The sequence below is a fragment of the Frigoribacterium sp. VKM Ac-2836 genome (genome assembly GCF_013248995.1).
In the GTDB taxonomy this organism is placed as follows: Bacteria; Actinomycetota; Actinomycetes; order Actinomycetales; family Microbacteriaceae; genus Frigoribacterium.
In genome coordinates this window covers 845,463-866,749 of record NZ_JABRPK010000002.1, presented here as the reverse complement: position 1 = coordinate 866,749, position 21,287 = coordinate 845,463, and the positions used below count along the sequence as shown (strand labels likewise).

At 70.5% G+C, this 21,287-nt stretch carries 15 protein-coding genes; 9 read left to right on the top strand and 6 right to left on the bottom strand.

The features are described 5' to 3' along the window. The first annotated feature begins 60 nt into the window (after positions 1–60). The 3 genes from HRF36_RS10455 (at position 61) to HRF36_RS10445 (ending at position 2,935) form a co-directional block, all read left to right on the top strand. The gene (locus tag HRF36_RS10455; RefSeq protein WP_173209525.1) at positions 61–1,353 is read left to right on the top strand and encodes an O-acetylhomoserine aminocarboxypropyltransferase/cysteine synthase family protein; all 1,293 of its coding nucleotides are present in this window, start codon (positions 61–63) and stop codon (positions 1,351–1,353) included. 6 nt (positions 1,354–1,359) lie between these two features. Then, on the top strand, positions 1,360–1,926 hold the full coding sequence (locus tag HRF36_RS10450; protein ID WP_173209523.1) for a CoA-binding protein: 567 nt from the start codon (positions 1,360–1,362) through the stop codon (positions 1,924–1,926). A gap of 106 nt (positions 1,927–2,032) precedes the next feature. Next, on the top strand, positions 2,033–2,935 hold the full coding sequence (locus tag HRF36_RS10445; protein WP_173209521.1) for a sulfurtransferase: 903 nt from the start codon (positions 2,033–2,035) through the stop codon (positions 2,933–2,935). A gap of 66 nt (positions 2,936–3,001) precedes the next feature. On the opposite strand, the gene HRF36_RS10440 is transcribed toward HRF36_RS10445, so the two are convergent. The 6 genes from HRF36_RS10440 to HRF36_RS10415 all read right to left on the bottom strand — a co-directional run bounded on the left by HRF36_RS10440 (position 3,002) and on the right by HRF36_RS10415 (position 10,681). Then, positions 3,002–5,005, bottom strand: a complete 2,004-nt coding sequence (locus HRF36_RS10440) for a thioredoxin domain-containing protein (protein ID WP_173209519.1) — start codon at positions 5,003–5,005, stop codon at positions 3,002–3,004. Between the two features lie 17 nt (positions 5,006–5,022). Beyond that, positions 5,023–6,207 carry a bifunctional 2-methylcitrate synthase/citrate synthase gene (locus HRF36_RS10435; protein ID WP_173209517.1) on the bottom strand — a complete coding sequence of 395 codons (1,185 nt, stop codon included), beginning with the start codon at positions 6,205–6,207 and terminating at the stop codon, positions 5,023–5,025. An 84-nt stretch (positions 6,208–6,291) separates the two neighbouring features. Beyond that, on the bottom strand, positions 6,292–7,209 hold the full coding sequence (locus HRF36_RS10430) for a DMT family transporter (RefSeq protein WP_173209515.1): 918 nt from the start codon (positions 7,207–7,209) through the stop codon (positions 6,292–6,294). 25 nt (positions 7,210–7,234) lie between these two features. Further along, entirely contained in the window at positions 7,235–8,353 is a 1,119-nt protein-coding gene (locus HRF36_RS10425; RefSeq protein ID WP_173209513.1) for a cell wall-binding repeat-containing protein, read from the bottom strand. A gap of 127 nt (positions 8,354–8,480) precedes the next feature. Then, the gene (locus tag HRF36_RS10420; RefSeq protein WP_173209511.1) at positions 8,481–10,088 is read right to left on the bottom strand and encodes a long-chain fatty acid--CoA ligase; all 1,608 of its coding nucleotides are present in this window, start codon (positions 10,086–10,088) and stop codon (positions 8,481–8,483) included. Between the two features lie 92 nt (positions 10,089–10,180). Further along, on the bottom strand, positions 10,181–10,681 hold the full coding sequence (locus tag HRF36_RS10415; protein WP_173209509.1) for an ArsR family transcriptional regulator: 501 nt from the start codon (positions 10,679–10,681) through the stop codon (positions 10,181–10,183). Between the two features lie 544 nt (positions 10,682–11,225). Here HRF36_RS10415 and hrpA point away from each other — a divergent pair. From hrpA to HRF36_RS10385, 6 genes are all read left to right on the top strand, one after another. After that, on the top strand, positions 11,226–15,113 hold the full coding sequence (hrpA, locus tag HRF36_RS10410; RefSeq protein ID WP_173209507.1) for an ATP-dependent RNA helicase HrpA: 3,888 nt from the start codon (positions 11,226–11,228) through the stop codon (positions 15,111–15,113). 26 nt (positions 15,114–15,139) lie between these two features. Continuing rightward, on the top strand, positions 15,140–16,174 hold the full coding sequence (locus HRF36_RS10405) for a LacI family DNA-binding transcriptional regulator (protein WP_173209505.1): 1,035 nt from the start codon (positions 15,140–15,142) through the stop codon (positions 16,172–16,174). A gap of 88 nt (positions 16,175–16,262) precedes the next feature. Next, complete coding sequence (locus HRF36_RS10400) at positions 16,263–17,648, top strand: extracellular solute-binding protein (RefSeq protein WP_173209503.1); 1,386 nt, start codon at positions 16,263–16,265, stop codon at positions 17,646–17,648. Between the two features lie 112 nt (positions 17,649–17,760). Then, positions 17,761–18,735, top strand: coding sequence for a carbohydrate ABC transporter permease (locus HRF36_RS10395; RefSeq protein WP_173209501.1), 975 nt, complete (start codon positions 17,761–17,763; stop codon positions 18,733–18,735). After that, the gene (locus HRF36_RS10390) at positions 18,732–19,643 is read left to right on the top strand and encodes a carbohydrate ABC transporter permease (RefSeq protein ID WP_173209499.1); all 912 of its coding nucleotides are present in this window, start codon (positions 18,732–18,734) and stop codon (positions 19,641–19,643) included. Before HRF36_RS10395 ends, HRF36_RS10390 begins: the two co-directional genes overlap by 4 nt. Positions 19,644–19,728: 85 nt before the next feature. Continuing rightward, the gene (locus HRF36_RS10385; protein WP_173209496.1) at positions 19,729–21,264 is read left to right on the top strand and encodes an alpha-N-arabinofuranosidase; all 1,536 of its coding nucleotides are present in this window, start codon (positions 19,729–19,731) and stop codon (positions 21,262–21,264) included. Positions 21,265–21,287 lie beyond the last annotated feature (23 nt).

Here is a 21,287-nt window from a genome sequence, read left to right as displayed (position 1 = left end):
TCTGTTCCGCCATGTGACGTCCCGGGTCCCCGCGTGACGCCCAGCGGCTAGCGTGGAGCCATGGCAGATCGTGAGTACGGCTTCCGCACGCGGGCGATCCACGCGGGCAACATCCCCGACGCGGCGACGGGGGCCCGGGCACTGCCCATCTACCAGTCGAGCGCCTTCGTGTTCGACGACACCGAGGACGCCGCGGCGCGGTTCGCCCTGCAGAAGTACGGCAACATCTACAGCCGCCTCGCCAACCCGACCACCGCCTCCTTCGAGGAGCGCGTCGCCAGTCTCGAGGGCGGCCTCGGTGCCGTCGCGACCGCGAGCGGGCTCAGCGCGCAGTTCGTCACCTTCGCCTCGCTCGCCGGCGCGGGCGACCACATCGTCGCCAGCGCCAACCTCTACGGCGGATCGATCACGCAGCTGGACGTCACCCTGCGTCGCTTCGGCGTCGAGACGACCTTCGTGCAGTCCTCCGAGCCCGCCGACTACGCCGCGGCGATCCGCCCCGAGACGAAGCTGCTCTTCGTCGAGACGGTCGCCAACCCGTCCGGCGAGGTCGCCGATCTCGCCGGGCTGGCCGATGTCGCCCACGCGCACGGCCTGCCGCTGATCGTCGACTCGACCATCGCCACGCCCTACCTCAACCGACCGATCGAATGGGGTGCGGACGTCGTCGTTCACTCGGCCACGAAGTTCCTCGGCGGGCACGGCACGACGCTCGGCGGGGTCGTCGTCGAGTCCGGCCGGTTCGAGTGGGACAGCGAGCGGTTCCCGCTCTTCGACCAACCCGTGCCGAGCTACGGCGGGCTCAACTGGTCGGGCAACTTCGGCGAGTACGCCTTCCTCACCCGGCTGCGTGCCGAGCAGCTGCGCGACATCGGCCCGGCCCTCGCCCCCCACTCGGCCTTCCTGCTCGCCCAGGGCGTCGAGACCCTGCCGTTCCGCATGCAGGCGCACGTCGACAACGCCCGTCAGGTCGCCGAGTGGCTCGACGACGACCCCCGCATCGAACGCGTCCGGTGGGCCGGACTACCCGGGCATCCGCACCACGATCGTGCGGCGAAGTACCTGCCGAAGGGCCCGGGCTCGGTCTTCACCTTCGAGCTGAAGGGCGGTCGTCCGGCCGGCAAGACCTTCATCGAGTCGGTCGAACTCGCGAGCCACCTCGCGAACATCGGCGACGCGAAGACGCTCGTCATCCACCCGGGCTCGACCACCCACGCCCAGCTGAGCGAGCAGCAGCTCGTGGACGCGGGCGTGCTGCCCGGTTCGGTGCGGATCAGCGTCGGCATCGAAGACCCCGACGACATCATCCACGACCTCGACCAGGCGCTGGCCGCGGCGACGAAAGGCGAGTGACCCGACGTGACCGATACCGTCACCACGCAGCTGACCAACGGGCTGACCTGCGAGCTGCCCGCCTCGTCACCCCTCGCCAAGCTGCTGAAGTCCCAGCGGACGTGGGTCGGACCGTCGGCCCGCGAGCGCCAGGCCATCCTGCGGTCGGCGAAGAGCGTCGCCATCGTGGGCGCCTCGCCGAACCCGAGTAGGTCCAGCTCGTTCGTCGGCACGTACCTGCAGCAGTCGACCGACCTGCGCGTCTACTTCGTCAACCCGCGCGCCGACACGATCCTCGGCCAGAAGGCCTACCCCGACCTGGCGTCGCTACCCGAGGTGCCCGACGTCGTCGACGTGTTCCGCAAGGCCTCCGACATCCGGTCGGTGGTGGACGACGTGCTCGCGATCGGCGCGAAGACGATCTGGGTGCAGCTCGGGATCTACGACGAAGAGGCCGCCCGCTACGCAGAAGAACACGGGCTGACCGTGGTCATGGACCGCTGCATGAAGGTCGAGCACGCCCGGTTCAACGGTGGTCTCAACCTGATGGGCTTCGACACCGGGGTCATCACGTCCACTCGGGCCGGCCGCTAGCTCGGACCCGACGCAGCGGGGCGCGGGGGCTCGCGACCCCCGGCTCTGTGACGGTTCTTTGCCGACGCCCTGGTCGATGTCGCCGGTCGGGGTTAGCGTGGCCCGCATGGCACCTGTCCTCACCTCGCCCGTCGTCTCGGCGCAATGGTTGGCCGACCACCTCGGCGCCGACGACCTGACGATCGTCGATGCCACGGTGCACGTCGACCTCGGATCCGGCGACGGGGCGGTCGCGAGCGGTTCGCCCGCTGCCGGCCCGGCGACCGTCGTCACGGGCCGTGACGGCTTCGAACACGACGGCCACGTTCCCGGGGCTGTCCTCGCCGATCTCGTCGGCGAGTTCAGCGACCCCGACGCCGACCTGCCCTTCACCCGCCCCGGCCTCGAGCGGTTCCAGGCCGCAGCCGCCGCCCTGGGCATCTCGAACGACAGCACGGTCGTCGTGTACGACACCGTCGACGGTCGCTGGGCGTCGCGGTTGTGGTGGTTGTTCCGCGCCTACGGCCACGACGCCGTGGCGGTGCTCGACGGTGGCTGGTCGCAATGGGTCGCCCGCGGCAAGCCCTACGACCTGGGTCGCACCGACCCCGTACCGGCACGGTTCGCCGCGACCGAGCGTCCCGGTCACTGGGTCGACAAGGCCTTCGTCGAGTCCGTCGTCGCCGGCGACGAACGAGCGGCCCTCGTCTCCGGTTCGCCGCGCGACGAGTTCGACGGCACGTCGAGTCCGCTGGCCCGCGCAGGGCACATCCCCGGCAGCGTCAACGTCCCGGCCGACGACCTGCTGGCCGACGACGGCACCCTCGCCCGCGACCCCGTTCTCCGCGACCGCCTCGCCGTCGTGCCCGACGAGCCGCGCACGGTGGTCTATTGCGCCACGGGCGTCTCGGCCAGCGTCGACGCGCTCGCCCTCACGGTCCTCGGTCGGTCCGGCGTCTCGGTCTACGACGGCTCGCTCGCCGAGTGGGCCGCCGACCCTGCGGCCCCGCTCCTGCCGGCCGCCGCCTGAACCGGGGGCGTCGAGGCTCCTCTGTGCCTCGGTGCCGAGTGGCGCTCGTCCCGGCGGGCCGAACCGTCAGGCCTCGAGCAGCAGACCGTCGAGCTCGTCGACGGCCGTGACGGGCAGTCGGCAGACGAAGTCACGGCACAGGTACGCGGTGGGCACGCGCCCGAGAGACGATCGACCGGCGAACAGCTCGAAGCCCGCGTCGACGAAGGCGACCAGCGCCTCCTCGTCCAGCACGGCGACGACGGTGCCGGGTCGGACGACCTCGCGGGCGCGCCGCACCAGACGGTCGTCGCGGCCGGCGGGGTCGGCGGGGTCGGCCTCCGTCGGTTCGACCACGACGAGCTGGGTCGACGGCGCCTCGAGGTCGACCATCAGCCCGAAGCCGGCGCCGTACGCGAGGGGGTTGTCGAGCGCCGCACCGGCGACTTCCGAGACGAGCCGCTCGGCGAGGGACCGGTAACGCGCCTCCCCGGTGAGCTGGTGCAGGGTGAGTGCGGCCGCGGCGACCGCACTGCGGCCTGAGGGGTACGCGCCCTCGCTCGGGTCGCTCGACAAGGCGACGCCCTGCGAGACGAGCACCGGGTCTCCGCCCGAAGGAGCCACGACGATCCTCGGGTCGGCGCCGTCAGGCACGCACGCGTCGACGAACGAGCGGGCGGCGATCGCGTACCGCGCCTCGCCCGTCGCCAGCGACAGGGCCAACAAGCCGGAGGCGAACAGGCCGTGGTCCTCGAGGGTGGCCACGGCGGTCGAGACGGTCGACCCCACGGAGGCGCGCAGCAGTCGACCGTCGTCCGTCACGTGGCGGTCGAGCAGCAGGTCGGCGGCACCCCGCGCGATCTCGACCCAGTCGAGTCGGTCGTGCCGTGCCCCCGCCTCGGCGAGCGCCGAGATCGCGAGACCGTTCCAGCCGGTGAGCACCTTGTCGTCCACGGGCGGCGGGTCGAGGACCGCCCGGCCCGCGGCGTCCCTACGGTAGTAGCCGCCCTCGTCACGGACGCCGTCGATCGTGCTCTCGCTGTCCTGCGCCGAGCCGAAGGCCCCGTCGGCCGTGCGCAGTCGCGAACTCAGGAAATCGGCGACCCCGGCGGCGACCCGGGCCGGATGCGAGCTGATCGCCTGAGTCGTCGACGTCGGGGTGGGGCCCACGGCGGCACCGGCGTCCGGGACGGCAGCAGCGCCCGCGTCCGGATCGAGCACCGCGAGCCGCGAGTAGGCCAGCAGCAATTGCGCGTTGTCGTAGAGCATGCGCTCGTAGTGCGGCTCGGACCAGTCACGTCGCACCGCGTACCGGAAGAACCCGCCCTCGACCGGATCGCGCAGCGGCGAGGCGGCCATGCGGGTGAGCGTCCGCGAGACGAGCTCGAGGGCGCCGTCGTCTCCCCCGGCACCGAGGGCGAGCAGCGCCAGCTGTGCCGGCGCCGTCGGGAACTTCGGGGCCCCGCCGAAACCTCCGTGCTCGCGGTCCTCGTGGGCGGCGAGCCGGGCGACGGCGTGGGCGAGCTCGGGGCGTCCCGGCAGGGCGACCCCGGCATCGGCAGCAGGAGGCGCGGTGCGGGTGACCGACGCCGGCCCCGCGGCCAGCGCCTCCTGGACCGCCGACGCGGTCGCGTCGACCTCGGTCCGCCTGGTGGTCCAGGCGTCGGTGACGGCGTCGAGCACCTGGCGGAACGACGGCCGGCCCTGCACGGGCACCGGCGGGAAGTACGTCCCGGCGTAGAACGGCCGACCCTCGGGCGTGACGAAGACGGTCAACGGCCACCCGAGCCCCTCGGTGAAGGCCGACGCGGCGGCCAGGTAGCTCGAGTCGACGTCGGGGTGCTCCTCGCGGTCGACCTTGACCGAGACGAACCCGGCCGAGAGCTGCGCCGCGACCTCGGGGTCGGAGAAGCTCTCACGCGCCATGACGTGGCACCAGTGGCAGGTCGAGTAGCCGATCGAGACCATCACGGGCACGTCCCGCTCGAGGGCCTCGGCGAACGGCCCCGGGCCCCAGGCACGCCACTCGACGGGGTTGTCGGCGTGCGACCTGAGGTAGGGGCTGACGGCGTCTCGCAGCTGGTTCGGCATGCCCGCCACGCTAGGCGTCAGCACCCGGGGACGTTCCTCAGGGGTGCACCGTCGTATGCGCTCAGGGGACGGATGAGAGAGTTCGCCTCGCGCTGCTCGATGACGTGGGCGCTCCAGCCGAGCACCCGCGAGGCGACGAAGAGCGGTGTGAAGACCGGCGTCTCGAAGCCCATCAGGTGGTACGCCAGTCCGGACGGGTAGTCGACGTTGGGCTTCAGCCCCTTGCGTTCGAACACCGTCGCGGCGACGACGTCGTAGGTCTCTTTCAGCCCGTCGACCCGGTCGTCGCCCCGCCGGCGCGCCCGGTCCACCAGGCGGCCGAGGGCGTCCTCCATCGTGGGTACCCGGCTGTCACCGTTCTTGTAGACCCGGTGCCCGAAGCCCATGATCTTCTCCTTGCGGGCGAACGCGTCCTCGAGCCACGCCACGGCCCCCTCGGCCGGGCCGACGCGGTCGAGCAGCTCGAGCGCGGCCTCGTTCGCGCCGCCGTGCAAGGGACCCTTCAGGGCGCCGATCGCCCCGACGATCGACGAGTGCAGGTCGGACAACGTCGAGGCGATGACCCGGGCCGTGAAGGTCGACGCGTTGAACGAGTGCTCGGCGTAGAGGGTCATCGAGGTGTCGAACGCGTCGACGTCGAGCGCGTCCGGTTCGCGGTCGAACACCTGGTGCAGGAAATCGGCGCTGTAGCCGAGGTCGTCGCGTGGCGGCACCGGCGGCAGGTCTCGGCGACGGCGCTGGTCGTAGGCGATCACGGCGGGCAGCGCGGCGAACAGGTGCGTGGCGAGTCGACGCGTGTCGTCGACGTCGTAGGCGCCCGCACCCGTGGTCGGCTCGGGCCGGGCGGCACCGATGGCGCTCACCGCGGTGCGGACGACGTCCATCGGGTGGGCCGAGGTCGGGATCAGCTCGATCAGGTGCTGCAGCCCGGGGGCGAGGGTGCGGTGCGCGCGGAGCTCGGCATCGAAGTGACGCCGCTCGTCGGGGGTGGGCAACTCGCCGTGCAACAGCAGCCAGGCGACGTCCTCGACGTCCCGCTCGGCGGCGAGCTGCTGGACCGGGTAGCCGCGGTAGAGCAGCGAGTTGCTGGCCGCGTCGACCTGGGAGACCGCCGTCCGGTCGACCGTGACGCCGGCCAGGCCCTTGTGGATCTCGGGGCCGTCGGAGGCGGCCGCCGCGGGTGCGGTGATGGTGTCGCTCATGTCACTCCTTCGTGATGAGGCGGGCCCGCCGGGGCGGGCCGATCGTGCGGGGCCGGGGCCCGACACGATCGTCGAGGCTCCACTCTAGGTGGCGAGCGCACCCGGACGGGAGGGGCGGGCGGGTCGGGTCAGCACGACCGACACGACGCCGGCGAGGACCACCGCGAGGCCGAGCCAGCCGAGCGGCCCGAGTCGCTCGCCCACCACGAGCACCGCGAGCAGGGTCGCCACGAAGGGCTCGAGCAAGGTCACGGTCGTCGCCCGCGAGCTCGCCACGGTGCGCAGTCCGCGGCCGAACAGCAGGTAGGCGACGAACATCGGCCCGAGGGCGAGATAGATCGCGGCCCCCACGGAGGCGCCCGACTGCAGCAACGGAGCCCCGGTAGCCAGCAGCACCGGCAGCAGCAGCACCGCGCCCAGGCCGAACTGCGCCGACATGGCTCCACGCGACGGGTGCCCTTCGGCGATGAGACGCCCCGCCGTGTACGTGTACGTCGCGTAGGCGAGACCGGCGAGGACGCCCAGCGCGATGCCGAGCGGAGCTGACGCGGGGGTCGTCGCCGCCCCCGCGGGGACGTGCTGCCCGGTCGCCGCGAGCAGGCCCACACCGACCACCGCGAGGGCCGCGCTCACCACCCACCGGGCCTCGAGGGGACGGCGCCGTCCGGGCGGATCGAGCAACCGCTCGAGCAGCGCCGCGAAGACGGGTGCCGTGCCGAGCGAGACGACGTTGCCCACCGCGACGCCCGCGAGCGACATCGACGAGTAGAACGCCAGCGGGTACACGACGACGCCGAGGGCCCCGGGCACCAGCCAGCACCACACCCTCGCCCCGCCCCGCAGCACGGCTCGGGTGAGCCGCGGCGCCGTGAGCGACAGCAGCAGGCCGCCGACGCACATGGTCGCGGCTCCGGTGGCCAGCGGGCTGACGTCAGCGGGAAGAGAAGACGCCACCGTGCCCGTCGTGCCCCAGAGGAGCGCGGCGAGCACGATGGCGATCATCGTGCGATGGTACCGATGCGGCAGCTCAGGTGCGGGGCGGTCCGGCGCAGTAGTTCAGCGTCGCCGCGTTCTCGGAGACGGCTGCGGGACCACCGATCGTGACGACCTTCTCGGATACGAGGCCCGCGATGAGGTCCTCGGCGTAGTAGTTCGTGCAGCCGGGCGAGGTGAGGAGCACGGGTGACTTCTCGGCGCCGGCGACGGCGGCGATCGCGAGGGCGTCCGGGAAGTTCTGGCCGGACGCCAGGTAGACGGTGCCCGAGTCGTCGGCGCGAGGGGTCTCACCCGTGGCGTCGCTGAAGGCGAAGAACGACACGAAGGCCGAGGTCTCGTAGCGGTCCTCGCCGGCCAGCAGCGCCACGTTGTCCGGGAACTGCGCGTCCAGGTCGGAGAGGATGCCGTCCGAGATGACCGCGGGGCCGCCCACGACCGCGACGGACTCGACCCCGAGCGATCCGAGCAGTGTCGACGTGGCCCGGTCCACCCCGGCGGCGGTCCCCGGGACGAGTACGACCGCGTCAGGGGCACCGGTCGTGTCGGTGCTGCCCGCACCGGCTGCGGCGCTGGCGCTGATCGCGTCGGGGAAGTTCAGGCCCGAGGTGACGAAGGCCCGGTAGACGCCGGTCTCGCCGAAGAACTCCTCGACGACGGCCCGGGAGGTCGCGTAGCGGTCGTCGCCCGAGACGCGCTTGACCGTCGCGCCGGTGATCTTGCCGATCTGCGTGGCGACGGCGGGCGACACGGCGTTGACGCCACCGACCACCACGACCTTCTTCGGCTTGAGGGCGACGAGACGGTCGGCCACCGTCGACGGCAGAGCGGTCGGAGCCGTCAAGAGGAGGGGCGCCTTGATCGACGCGGCGGCCGGAGCGGCACTCAACGCGTCGGGGAACTGCACACCGTTCGCGATGATGACCGTGCCGGCACCGTTCGGGTAGGCCCGTCCCGCGATGTCGGCTGCCGTGGCGAAGCGGTCGGACCCCTGGTAGCGGTCGAGCGACGGGGCCGCCACGGCGGCACCGGACTCGGTGAACGATCCGGTCGCGGGTTCGGCGGTCGCCGCCGTCACGCCGGCCAGGCTCAGGGCGATCATCCCGCCGATTGCGGCTGTGACGCCGAGGGCTCGGGTGATGTAAGAGTTCACGGGGGTCCTGTCCGATCGGGCTGAGGTTCTGCTGTGAGGCTAGAAGCCCGATCGTGCGCCCGGCAGCCCCCGTAGGGGCCGCCCCCGTCCTGGTGATCCCCGTCCGGGGGCCACCTCCCTAACCCGGTCAGCGGGACGTAGCGACCCCCTCCTCGACGGCGGACGGGGCCACCGAGAAACGGTCGACGAGCTCGCGCTTCAGCACTTTGCCGCTGGGGCCGAGCGGCAGGGCGTCCAGGACGTGGACGACGCGAGGGAACTTGTAGGCGGCGATCTCGTCGGCGACGAACGCGACCAGCTCGTCGGGCGTCGCCGTGGCCCCGTCACGGAGGACGACAGCCGCCTCGATCTCTTGGCCGTGCAGCTCGTGGGGTACGCCGAAGACGGCGGCCATCGTGACGTCGGGGTGTTGCGCGAGCACCTCTTCGACCTGCCGCGGGTACACGTTGTAGCCGTTGCGGATGATCATGTCCTTGGTGCGGTCGACGATGGTCAGGTAGCCGTCGTCGTCCTTGGTGCCGAGGTCGCCGGTGCGGAACCAGCCGTCGACGATCGCCTTGGCCGTGTCGTCGGGACGGTCGAGGTAGCCGTTCATCAGGTTGTGGCCCCGGATCACGAGCTCGCCGATCTCGCCGTGCGGCAGCAGCACGATCGAGTCCGCGACGTGCTGGTCCGCGATCTCGACGTCGACACCCCAGATCGGCGTCCCGATGGTGCCGGGGCGGGGTGGCACCCCCACGTGGTTGAAGGTCGCGACGGGCGAGGTCTCGGTCAGCCCGTATCCCTCGTGGATCGGAGCGTCGTACACCTGCTGGAACTTCTCGAGCACCGCGAGCGGCAGAGACGCCCCGCCCGAGACGGCGTATCGCAGCGGCGGACGCGCCTCGCTGCGGGTGGCCGCGGCGATGAGGGCCATGTACATCGTGGGCACCCCCATGAACACCTCGCAGCCGTGCTCGACCATGGCGGCGAGAGCGGCGTCGCCGTCGAACTTCGGCAGCATGACGATGGTCGCGCCGACCCGGAACCCGGTGTTCATCGTGCAGGTCTGCCCGAAGGTGTGGAACAGCGGCAGGGCCCCGAGCAGCACGTCGCCGCGGTGCATGTCGAACGTCGTCATCAGGTTGGTGTTGACCTGCTCGATGAGCGCGAGGTGCGACCCCTCGGCCCCCTTCGGCTGCCCCGTGGTGCCGCTCGTGTAGAGGATCGTGGCGGTGTCGAACGGGTCGCGGGGCACGTAGGTGTCGAGAGGTTCGGCGGCCGCGGCGAGGTCCTCGAGGCGGTCGGGCCCCTCGTCCTCCTGACCGGCAGGAGGCGCGAGCACGGTCAGGACGTCGACCCCCGCGAGCTGTGCTCCCGCGCCTCCTTCACCGAGCAGCGGTGCGGCGCAGACGAGCAGGCGGGAGCCGCTGTCGCGCAGCACGTACTCGATCTCGTGTCGCTTGAGGAGGGCGTGGACGGGAACGGCGACCGCGCCGAGCGCGAGCGTCGCGTAGTAGACGCGGGGGAAGTCCGCGACGTTCGGGACGAGCATGGCGACCCGGTCCCCTGGACCGACGCCCCGGGCGCGGAGGGCCCCGGCGTAGGCCAGGGTCTGCTGCCAGAGCTCGGCGTAGGTGGTCGAGGTGGGCCCGACGATCACGGCGACGTCGTCGGGGTACCGGCCGGCCGACTCGGCGAGGATGGCCGCGACCGACGCGGTGGCGTGGCCTCGGGGGCTGGGTGCTGATGACATCGTGTCTTCTCCGTCTCCGTTGACGTGCAGTCTGTCGCGATCCTACGACGCGACACCCGGTGACCCGCCCAGCCCGCGCCTCCTGTGCTTCGTCAGTCGAGGCCGTAGCTGCCGTCGGCGTACTCGGACCAGTGGCTGCGTCCGACGCCCAGTTCGCTCTGGTTCTTGCCCCGTCGCCCCCGGGCGGTCGACCGCCGTGCGTGGCTCTGCCCGGTGAAGGCGTCACCGGGTGCCGGCAGCATGCCGCGCCGGGCCCGGGCCGCGAAGACGTCGGCACCGAAGCCGAGCTCACGGGTGGCAGCGTGATCGCGCCAGGCAGCGAGCAATTCGGAGAGCGAGTCGTCGACCCGATTCCACCAGTCGTCCCGCAGGCGGTACCAGCGCCTCGGGCCGTCGACCAGAACGTCGACGAATCCCGAATCGTGCAGGACGGACAGGTGCTCGGAGACCGACGACCAGCCGATGCCGTACGAGTCGTAGGCCATGGTCGCGAGGTCGCCCGAGGTCGTCTCGCCCGTGCAGAGCAAGTACACGAGGTATTGCCGGGCTGGGTTCGCCAGGACGGCCAGAGGGTCCATCGCGCGTTTGCTCACGGTCGCACGCCCCTCGTCGACGTCACCGAGAATTCCCGCCGCAGATCGCACGCGCGGTACCCCGGCACGGCCGGGACCGCTGTTCGCTCATCTGCTGATCCGTCACCTACCGGATCGACACCTCCCGATCCGTCACCTACCGGATCGACACCTCCCGATCCGTCACCTACCGGATCGACACCTCTCGATCCGTCACCTACCGGATCGACACCTCTTGATCCGTCACCTACCGGATCGACACCTCTTGATCCGTCACCTACCGGATCAGGGAAAGAGAGACGCATGGTGGCGGTCCAGCCGTGAGGATCATGTGCAGAAGCGAACCGCGGAGGGCGAGCCCGGGCGTGCGGCTCAGGAAGGCGGCAGCAGAGCTGGTCGCGTGTGCGAGGCGAGAGGCGTGTCGGCATGAGGCGACGATGACGCCTGACCGACCCGTGTCTTCTCGTCCCCCGGCAAGCCTGTGCACCACGGCCGTAGGGACCTCGCTGGGGGCGACACGACGTGCGCGCACCGCCCGGCCCGGGCGGCTTACGATGGAGGGCTCATGATCCCCACCATCACGTATCCCGCCGAGCTGCCGGTCAGCCAGAGGCGCGACGACATCGCCGCGGCGATCCGTGACAACCAGGTCGTCATCGTCGCGGGCGCCACCGGCTCGGGCAAGACCACCCAGCTGCCGAAGATCTGCCTCGAACTCGGACGCACCAAGATCGGGCACACCCAACCCCGTCGCATCGCCGCCCGCACGATCAGCGAACGCATCGCCGAAGAACTCGGGGACGAGGTCGGCGGCGTGGTCGGCTACCAGGTGCGGTTCACCGACAAGGTCGGTGCCGACACGCAGATCAAGCTGATGACCGACGGCATCCTGCTCAACGAGATCCACTTCGACCGCGAGCTCGAGCGCTACGACACGATCATCATCGACGAGGCCCACGAGCGCAGCCTCGCCATCGACTTCCTGCTCGGCTACCTCAAGCAGCTGCTGCCCCGACGCCCCGATCTCAAGCTGATCATCACCAGCGCGACGATCGACCCGGAGTCGTTCTCGAAGCACTTCGGCGACGCGCCCATCGTCGAGGTCTCCGGCCGCACCTACCCGGTCGAGATCCGCTACCGACCGCTCGTCGCCGACGACTCCACGAGCGACGACGACGGCGACCTCGACGACGACGACCGCCCCGCGGGTCGACAGGGCGACCGGCAGGAGGCGCGGGGCGGCGACCGCAGGCAGCGCGCCGACGACAAGGACTACCTGCAGGGCATCAACGAGGCCCTCGACGAGCTCGCGCGCGAGTCGAGCGGCGACGTCCTCGTCTTCCTCAGCGGCGAGAACGAGATCCGCGACGCGGAAGAGAGCATCCGCGGCCGCAACCTGCCGCACACCGAGGTGTTGCCGCTCTACGGCCGGTTGAGCGCCGCCGACCAGCACCGGGTCTTCCAGCCCAGCACGACCGCCGGCACCCGGAGGCGCATCGTCCTCGCGACCAACGTCGCCGAGACCAGCCTGACCGTGCCCGGCATCAAGTACGTGATCGACGCCGGCACCGCACGCATCAGCCGGTACTCGACCCGGGCCAAGGTGCAACGCCTGCCGATCGAGGCCATCTCGCAAGCCAGCGCGAACCAGCGGTCCGGTCGCTCCGGTCGTACGAGCAGCGGCATCGCGATCCGCCTCTACAGCGAGACCGACTTCGAGAAGCGTCCCGAGTTCACCGAGCCCGAGATCCTGCGGACCAACCTCGCCGCGGTGATCCTGCAGATGATCTCGCTCAACCTCGGCGACATCGCCGCGTTCCCGTTCCTGCAACCACCCGACTCCCGCGGCATCAAGGACGGTCTCGACCTGCTGCGCGAGCTCGGAGCCGTCACCCAGGGCGGCCAGATCACGCGCGTCGGCAAGCAGCTCACGCGACTGCCGATCGATCCGCGCCTCGCCCGCATGGTGGTCGAGTCGAAGACGCAGGGCACGACGCGCGAGGTGCTCGCCATCGTCTCGGCACTGAGCATTCAAGACCCCCGCGAGCGCCCGCTCGAGCGACGTGCCCAGGCCGACGAGAAGCACTCGCGCTTCCGCGACCCCAAGGGTGACTTCCTCACGCTGCTCAACCTGTTCGAGTACCTCGAGGACAAGCAGAGAGAGCTCAGCGGCAACGCCTTCAAGCGCCTGTGCCGCGACGAGTTCCTCAACTACCTGCGCATCCGCGAGTGGCAGGACGTCTACCGCCAGCTCAGCCGTGCGGCCAGGCCCCTCGGCCTGCACATCGGTGAGCGCAGCGCGAACCCCGACGGCGTGCACCGCAGCCTGCTGGCCGGTCTGCTCAGCCAGATCGGTCTCTTCGACCCGCAGAAGAAGGACTTCGTCGGCGCCCGCCAGACGAGGTTCCTGATCTTCCCGGGGAGCAGCCTCGCGAAGAAGCCGCCGGCGGCCGTGATGACCGCCGAGCTGGTCGAGACCAGCCGCCTGTTCGCCCGGGTCGCCGGATCGATCGACCCGGCCTGGGCCGAACCGCTCGCACCCGACCTGGTGAAGCGCAGCTACGGCGAGCCCCACTGGGAGAAGAAGCAGGGGGCCGTCGTCGCCTACGAACGCGTCACGCTCTACGGCGTGCCGATCGTCGAGCGTCGGCGCATCCAGTTCTCGCGCATCGACCCCGCCTACGCCCGCGAGCTGTTCATCCGACACGCGCTCGTCGAAGGTGACTGGGAGGGGCACCAGGCCTTCGAAGAGAAGAACCGGCAGCTGATCCGCGATCTGACCGAGGTCGAGGAGCGCACGCGCCGCCGCGACATCCTGGTCGACGGCGACGCCGCGTTCGAATTCTTCCAGCGGCGCATCCCGGCCGACATCGCCAGCATGCGCGACTTCGAGGGGTGGTGGCGCAGGGCGAAGGTCGACACCCCCGACCTGCTCACCATGACCGCCTCCGACCTGCTGGGCGACGACGAACCCGACGTCGACGAACAGGGTTTCCCGAGCACGTGGCGACAGGGCGACCAGACGCTCACCCTGCGCTACAAGTTCGAGCCGGGAGCCGACGACGACGGCGTGACCGTCATCGTCCCGTTGCCGCTGTTGCCGCGCCTCCGTCCGGTCGGGTTCGACTGGCAGGTGCCGGGGTTGCGCGACGAACTGGTCACGTCGCTGATCAAGTCGTTGCCGAAGCAGATCCGCAAGAACGTCGTGCCCGCGGCCGACTGGGCGTCGAAGATCACCGACGAGCTGCCCGACGCCCCGCCGGCCGACGTCGGCGAGCCGTTCACGGCGACCGTGGCCGCGGCGATCAAGAAGCTCACCTACACGCCCGTCTCGACCGACGACTTCGACCTGCACCGTGTTCCCGCGCACCTGCGGGTCACGTACGCCGTGGTCGACGAGCGGGGCCGCACGGTCGGGGCCGACAAAGACCTCGACGCGCTGCAGCACCGGCTGCGCGACGCCACGCGCGACAGCGTCGCGCGCGTCACGCAGCGCGGCGGGCGAGACGAGCGCGGCCGGGGTCGCGGACGAGGAGGCGCGGGTGGCGACAGCTCGCCCGTCGCGCCCCGCCCCACCAGCTCGATCGAGCGAGAAGGGCTGACGTCCTGGGACTTCGACGAGCTCCCCGCCGTCGTCGACACCCGCCACGGCGACACGGTGATCCGCGCGTACCCGGCGCTGGTCGACCACGGCGACTCGGTCTCGATCACCTTGATGGCCACGCCCGCCGACCAGGCCCTCGCGACACCGAAGGGCGTGCGGCGCCTGCTGATGCTGGCGACCCCGTCGCCCGTGGCCTACGTGCAGCAGCACCTGACGAGCGCCGAGAAGCTGATCCTCGCGACGAGCCCGTACCAGAACACGTCGGCGCTCTTCGCGGACTGCCTCGTGGCGGTCGTCGACGACGTGTTGTTCCGGGTGAAGCCCGACGGCATGGTGATGACCAAGAAGGAGTTCCTCTCGACCCGCGACCGGGTGTCGGGGGCCGTGATGGACCAGATGTTCCAGACGGTGTCGCTCGTCGCCCGCACCCTGACCGCGGCCCGCGACGCCGACAAGGCGCTCAAGGGCGCGACGTCGATGACCCTGCTCGCCGCGTTGACCGACATGCGGCAGCAACGTGACCGGCTGATCCGTCCGGGCTTCGTGTCGCAGACGGGGCTCCAGCAGCTGCACCGCGTCCCGGTGTACCTGGTGGGTATCACGAATCGCACGGCGAAACTGCTCGAGAACCCCGGGCGGGACCGCGTCTGGCTGAGCGAGGTGCAGCAGGCGACCGAGCGGTACGAGGCCGCGGGCGGGACGTTCCCGCCGGCCGACACCGCGCCTCCTGCGGTGGTCCGCGCCCGGTGGATGCTCGAGGAGTTCCGCCTCAGCCTGTTCGCCCAAGACCTGCGCCCGAGCGAGAGCGTCTCGCTGCAGCGCATCGTCAAGGTCCTCGCCTCCGCCTGAGCGCCCGCCGCCACTAACCTGAACGCATGCGCGCGACGGTGAAGGACGTGGCGGCACTCGCCAGGGTGTCGCCGAAGACCGTCTCGAACGTCATCAACGGCGTCGTGTTCGTCCGGCCCGACACCCGGCACCGGGTCGAGAGCGCGCTCGCCGAGCTCGACTACGTGCCGAACCTCAGCGCACGCGGTCTGCGCACCGGGCGCAGCGGGTCGATCGCACTGGCCTTCCCCGACCTCAGCACTCCCTACAGCGCCGAGATGACCCACTGGTTCGTCGAGCAGGCGCACGAGCGGGGCTGGTCGATCCAGCTCGAGCAGACGGGTTCACGTCCCGAGCGCGAGGGCGAGCTGCTCTCTCGGGGCAAGGAGCACCTCGTCGACGGCCTGGTGCTCAACCCGATCACGCTCGACGCCAGCGCCCTGTCCTCGGCCGGCACCGGCGCGGCCGCCGACTCGCTACCGCCCGTCGTCGTGATCGGCGAGGTCGAGCAGACCTTGGTCGACCAGGTGCGGGTCGACAGCGTCGCCGCCGCCCGCGACATGACCGCCCACCTGATCGGCGCCGGGCACCGTCGCATCGCGACCCTGGGCGACTCGGCCGGTGAGTTCGACACCGCCACGGCGCGGGCCCGCACCCGTGGCTTCGAGCAGGCCATGGCCGAGGCCGGCCTGCCCGTCGACCGATCGCTGCAGTACTCCTGCCCCGAATGGACCTCGGCCGACGCCTTCTCGGTCGTCCGAGCGGCCGTCGATCGCGGCGACCGGCCCGACGCGATCTTCTGCTTCACCGACTCGCTCGCCATCGGTGCCGTCAGCGCGCTGACCTCGGCGGGCCTCCGCGTCCCCCACGACGTCGCGGTCGCCGGCTTCGACGACATCGTCGACGGGAGGTTCTCCGTACCCCCTCTGACGACCGTCACCTTCGACAAGCGCCTCTTCGTCGACCGCACCCTCGAGCTGCTCGCGGCCCGCATCGCCGACCGTCAGGGCGCTGCCGAGCTCGTGCTGATCCCGCACGAGATCGTGGTGCGCGCCAGCAGCGGCACCCGCACCCGATCCTGAGGTCACCCTGGCGGTGCGCCGGTTCCCCTTGCGCATCCGTTACAACGATGGAATAGTCACTCTCGTCACGCATCACAAAGGAGTGAAGATGACCGAGAACCATCGGACGACCCCGGCACCGCGACCGGGCACCACCCGCGACACCGCCACCCCCCGAGGCCTCAGTCGCCGCAGCATGTTGCTCGGCTCGGCAGCCCTCGTCGGCGGGGCGTTCGTCGCCACGGGCCTCTCCGGCTGTGCACCCGGGGCCGTGACCGGCTCGGGCACGGACGTCGCCCAGCTGAAGTTCTGGCACCTGCTGAGTGGCGGTGACGGCATCAAGATGTCGGCGCTCATCGATCAGGCCAACGAGCAGAACCCCGAATTCCACGCGACGCAGACCGTGCTCGCCTGGGGCACGCCGTACTACACGAAGCTCGCGATGGCCTCGGCCGGCGGCCGCGCCCCCGATGTCGCGATCATGCACGCGTCCCGCGTGCCCGGGTACGCCCCCGGCGGCCTGCTCGACCCGTGGGACGTCGACAAGCTCGCGTCCTACGGCGTCCGCGAGCAGGACTTCGCCGAGGCGGTCTGGCAGAAGGGCTTCAGCGGGGACGACCTCTACTCGGTCGCGCTCGACTCGCACCCGTTCATCTTGTTGTACAACACCGACGTCGCCGCGCAGGCGGGCGCCCTCGGTCCCGACGGCAAGCTCGTCGAGATCACCAGCCCCGAGCAGTTCCTCGAGGTGGCGAACGCCATGCAGCAGGTGACCGGCAAACACGGAGCCTCGTGGGGCTACCTGAACGACGGCGCCCAACTGTGGCGGATGTTCTACACGTTCTACAAGCAGCAGGGGGCCGACATGGTCCTCCGCGAGGGCGGCACGGTCGAGTACGACGAGCAGGCCGCCGTCACGGCACTCGAGTTCATGCAGCAGCTCACCGACGGCACGGCGATGGCCACGGCGAGCGACATCCAGTCGGGCATCGCCGAGTTCGTCAGCGGCGAGAGCGGCATGCTCTTCACCGGCGTGTGGGAGGTCCCCAGCGCCGAGAACGCCGGCATCCCGTTCGACGGCAGCATCATCCCGACGCTCTTCGGCACGCCGGCGGTCTACGCCGACTCGCACGCGTTCGTGCTGCCGCGACAGAGCGAGGTCGACGACGTCAAGCGCGAAGACGTCTACAAGATGGTCTCGACCATCCTGAAGGACTCCATCTCGTGGGCGGCCGCCGGGCACATCCCCGCCTACCTGCCCATCATCGAGAGCCCCGAGTACGCCGAGCTGCGACCGCAGGCGAACTACGCCGAGGCGGCCGACTACCTCAACTACGACCCGCCCGCGTGGTTCACCGGGTCGGGGTCGGACTTCCAGACGTACTTCCTCGACTCGATCCAGTCGGTGATCCTCGCCAAGGACGACGCCGCCGACGGCATGCGTCGGTTCGTCGAGCGCGTGAACACGCAGCTGTCCCGCCCGGCACCGGTGTGACCACCGTGCGCCCCTCCGTCACCGCGGCGAGACCCGGCTGGCCCACACGCCCGGCTGCACCCGCCACCCCTTCCGCACGACCCGACCATCACGACGACGAAGGAGTCGATCTGTGACCTCCACCACGGTCAAGGCCCCCCGGGCCACCGCCGACCGCGCGCGGTCCGACACCCGCGCGACGGACCGGAGCCGCGCCTCCCGCAGGCGCAAGGGCCCGTCCGACAACCGCATCGGGTGGGGTTTCGCCGCCCCGTTCACCGTGCTCTTCGCGGTCTTCCTGGTCTGGCCGCTGCTGCACGGCTTCTACCTCAGCTTCACCGGCCAGAGCCTGACCGGCCAGGGCGGCGAGCTGATCGGCGTGGCGAACTACGCCGAGGCCTTCGCCGACGGCGACATGTGGCGCTCGATGCTCAACACGCTCTGGTTCACCGTGCTCAGCACGATCCCCCTCGTCGTCGTCGCCCTCGTGCTCGCGATCCTCGTCAACACCGGGCTGCCCGGCCAGTGGCTCTGGCGGCTGAGCTTCTTCCTGCCGTACCTGCTCGCCTCGACGGTGGTCTCGCTGTTCTGGATCCAGCTCTACAGTCCGACCCTCGGCCCGATCAACAACGTCCTCGGCACGCTCGGACTGCCGCAGCCCGCCTGGTTGCAGGACCCCGACACCGCCATGATCGCCGTGGTCGCGACCACGGTCTGGTGGACGGTCGGTTTCAACTTCTTGTTGTACCTCGCGGCGTTGCAGAACATCCCCGACCAGCAGTACGAGGCCGCGTCCCTCGACGGCGCCGGGCGCTGGCGGTCACTGCTGTCGATCACCATCCCGCAACTGGGACCGACCACGGGACTGATCGTCATCTTGCAGGTGCTCGCGTCGCTGAAGGTGTTCGACCAGATCTACCAGATGACCACCGGCGGCCCGGCGGGCAGCACCCGCTCGGCCGTGCAGTACATCTTCGACACCGGGTTCACCGGCTACCGCTTCGGGTACTCGTCGGCGATCTCGTACATCTTCTTCGCGGTCATCGTCGTCATCTCGATCGCGCAGTTCAGCATCACGGCCCGCAACCGCAAGGGAGCCCAGAAATGACCGCCCCCGCCGTCGCCCCCACGTCCGAGCTCCGCGCCCCCACCGCCGACCGCGGCCGGAAGGGTCACAAGCCCGGCCAGAAGCCCTTCGGCCCGATGGCCGTGGTGAGCGTGATCATCCTGGCCGTCCTCGCCGTCCTCTGGCTGTTGCCGTTCCTGTGGTCGCTCGCCACCTCGTTCAAGAGCGAGACCGACGCGGCGGCGACACCGCAGACCTGGATCCCCGCCGGCGGTTTCACGCTCGACGCCTACCGCGGGGTGCTCGAACAGGGCAACATCCCGGTGTGGCTGTTCAACAGCCTGTTCACGTCGGTCGTCATCACGCTGATCGTCGTGGCCACCTCGGCCCTCGTCGCCTACGCGTTCTCTCGCCTCGACTTCCGGGGCAAGAAGTGGCTGTATGTGGCGACGATCGCGTCGATCATCATCCCCCCGCAGGTGCTGATCGTGCCGTTGTTCTACCAGATGCTCGCCTTCGACATGGTCGACACCTACTGGGGCATCATCCTGCCGCAGGCGATCGCGCCCGCCATGGTGTTCGTGCTGAAGAAGTTCTTCGACCAGGTGCCGATCGAGCTCGAGGACGCCGCCCGCGTCGACGGCGCCGGACGCATCCGGGTGTTCTTCACGATCCTGCTGCCCCTGTCGCGCCCCATCCTCGGCGCGGTGTCGATCTTCGTGTTCATCGGCGCATGGAACAACTTCCTCTGGCCGTTCATCGTCACGAACGACGCGTCGCTGCTCACCCTGCCCGTCGGCCTGCAGACCATCGAGAGCGCCTACGGCATCCAGTACGCGCAGAACATGGCCGCCGCGGTCCTCGCCGCCCTGCCGCTGATCCTCGTGTTCCTGTTCTTCCAACGGCAGATCATCAAGGGCATCTCGACCACCGGATTCGGGGGCCAGTGACCCGCCCGGTCCGCCGGCCCGCGCCTCCTCGTCCCCGCCCCTCGTCCCCGTCCCCCGCACGCCGATCCCCTCACCTAGGAGACTCATGTCCACCGCCCGCATCACCGTCGACCGCGAATTCACCATCGGCCCGGTCCCGCGCCGCCTGTTCGGCTCGTTCGTCGAGCACATGGGCCGCTGCGTCTACACCGGCATCTACGAGCCGGGCCACCCCACCGCCGACGAGAACGGCTTCCGCCAGGACGTCCTCGACCTGACCAAGGAGCTCGGTGCCACCGTCATCCGCTACCCCGGCGGCAACTTCGTCTCGGGGTACAACTGGGAGGACGGCGTCGGGCCGGTCGACCAGCGCCCGCGTCGCCTCGACGGCGCCTGGCACACCGTCGAGACGAACGCCTTCGGCCTGCACGAGTTCGTCGCCTGGTCGAAGCTCGCCGGCACCGAGGTGATGGAGGCCGTCAACCTCGGCACCCGAGGCGTCGATGCCGCCCGTGAGCTGGTCGAGTACGCCAACCACCCCGGTGGGACGGCATTGAGCGACCGCCGCATCGCCAACGGCGCGAAGGACCCCTTCGACATCAAGCTCTGGTGCCTCGGCAACGAGCTCGACGGCCCGTGGCAGATCGGACACAAGACCGCCACCGAGTACGGTCGCCTCGCGCAGGAGGCCGCCAAGGCCATGAAGTTCGTCGACGACTCCATCGAGCTGGTCGCGGTCGGCAGCTCGGGCCGCGGCATGCCGACCTTCGGCACCTGGGAACACGAGGTGCTCACGCACGCCTACGACGAGGTCGACTACGTGTCGATGCACGCCTACTACCAGGAGCACGACGGCGACGCGAAGAGCTTCCTCGCGACCGCCGTCGACATGGACGCCTTCATCGAGGAGGTCGTCTCGACGATCGACGGGGTCAAGGCCGCCGGGAAGCACACGAAGCAGGTCGACATCTCGTTCGACGAGTGGAACGTCTGGTACCAGACCGGTCTCGACAGCGACGACCAGCCGCACAACGTGTCGAAGGGCTGGCGCGAGCACCCGCGCCTGATCGAGGACCAGTACAACGTCACCGACGCGGTCGTGGTCGGCACGTTCTTGAACTCGCTGCTGCGTCACGGCGACCGGGTCAAGATCGCCAACCAGGCGCAGCTCGTCAACGTCATCGCGCCGATCCGCAGCGAGGCCGGCGGACCCGCCTGGCGTCAGTCGATCTTCTGGCCGTTCGCCCGCATGGCCGCCCTCGCGACCGGGCAGATCCTGCGCACGCTCGTCACGAGCGACAAGGTCGACACCGACAAGTACGGTGACGCCGATCTGGTCGACGTCAGCGCCACGTACGACGAAGAAGCCGGCACGGTCGCGTTCTTCCTCGCCAACCGTGGCCTCGACGAGGCCGCCGACGTCGAGGTCGCCCTGCGCGGCTTCAGCGGCGCACGCGTCACCCGGGCCGAGGTGCTCGCCGTGCCCGAGGGCGGCGATCGGTTCTCGTCGAACACCGAGAACGCGCAGGACACGGTGGGGCTCGTCCCGCTCACCGGCGTCACGGTCGACGGCGGCACCGCGCGCCTGCGCCTGCCCGCCCTCTCGTGGGCCGTCGTCGAACTCGAGGTCGGCAAGGCCTGACCCACGGGCGACCCTCAGGAGGC

What these genes read in the sequence shown, in the direction of transcription:
- HRF36_RS10440 (WP_173209519.1), bottom strand. Translation starts at nt 5,005, where the DNA reads ATGCCGAACCAGCTGCGAGACGCCGTCAGCCCCTACCTCAGGTCGCAC.
- hrpA (WP_173209507.1), top strand. Translation starts at nt 11,226, where the DNA reads ATGATCCCCACCATCACGTATCCCGCCGAGCTGCCGGTCAGCCAGAGG.
- HRF36_RS10445 (WP_173209521.1), top strand. Translation starts at nt 2,033, where the DNA reads ATGGCACCTGTCCTCACCTCGCCCGTCGTCTCGGCGCAATGGTTGGCC.
- HRF36_RS10405 (WP_173209505.1), top strand. Translation starts at nt 15,140, where the DNA reads ATGCGCGCGACGGTGAAGGACGTGGCGGCACTCGCCAGGGTGTCGCCG.
- HRF36_RS10430 (WP_173209515.1), bottom strand. Translation starts at nt 7,209, where the DNA reads ATGATCGCCATCGTGCTCGCCGCGCTCCTCTGGGGCACGACGGGCACG.
- HRF36_RS10385 (WP_173209496.1), top strand. Translation starts at nt 19,729, where the DNA reads ATGTCCACCGCCCGCATCACCGTCGACCGCGAATTCACCATCGGCCCG.
- HRF36_RS10455 (WP_173209525.1), top strand. Translation starts at nt 61, where the DNA reads ATGGCAGATCGTGAGTACGGCTTCCGCACGCGGGCGATCCACGCGGGC.
- HRF36_RS10435 (WP_173209517.1), bottom strand. Translation starts at nt 6,207, where the DNA reads ATGAGCGACACCATCACCGCACCCGCGGCGGCCGCCTCCGACGGCCCC.
- HRF36_RS10390 (WP_173209499.1), top strand. Translation starts at nt 18,732, where the DNA reads ATGACCGCCCCCGCCGTCGCCCCCACGTCCGAGCTCCGCGCCCCCACC.
- HRF36_RS10420 (WP_173209511.1), bottom strand. Translation starts at nt 10,088, where the DNA reads ATGTCATCAGCACCCAGCCCCCGAGGCCACGCCACCGCGTCGGTCGCG.
- HRF36_RS10400 (WP_173209503.1), top strand. Translation starts at nt 16,263, where the DNA reads ATGACCGAGAACCATCGGACGACCCCGGCACCGCGACCGGGCACCACC.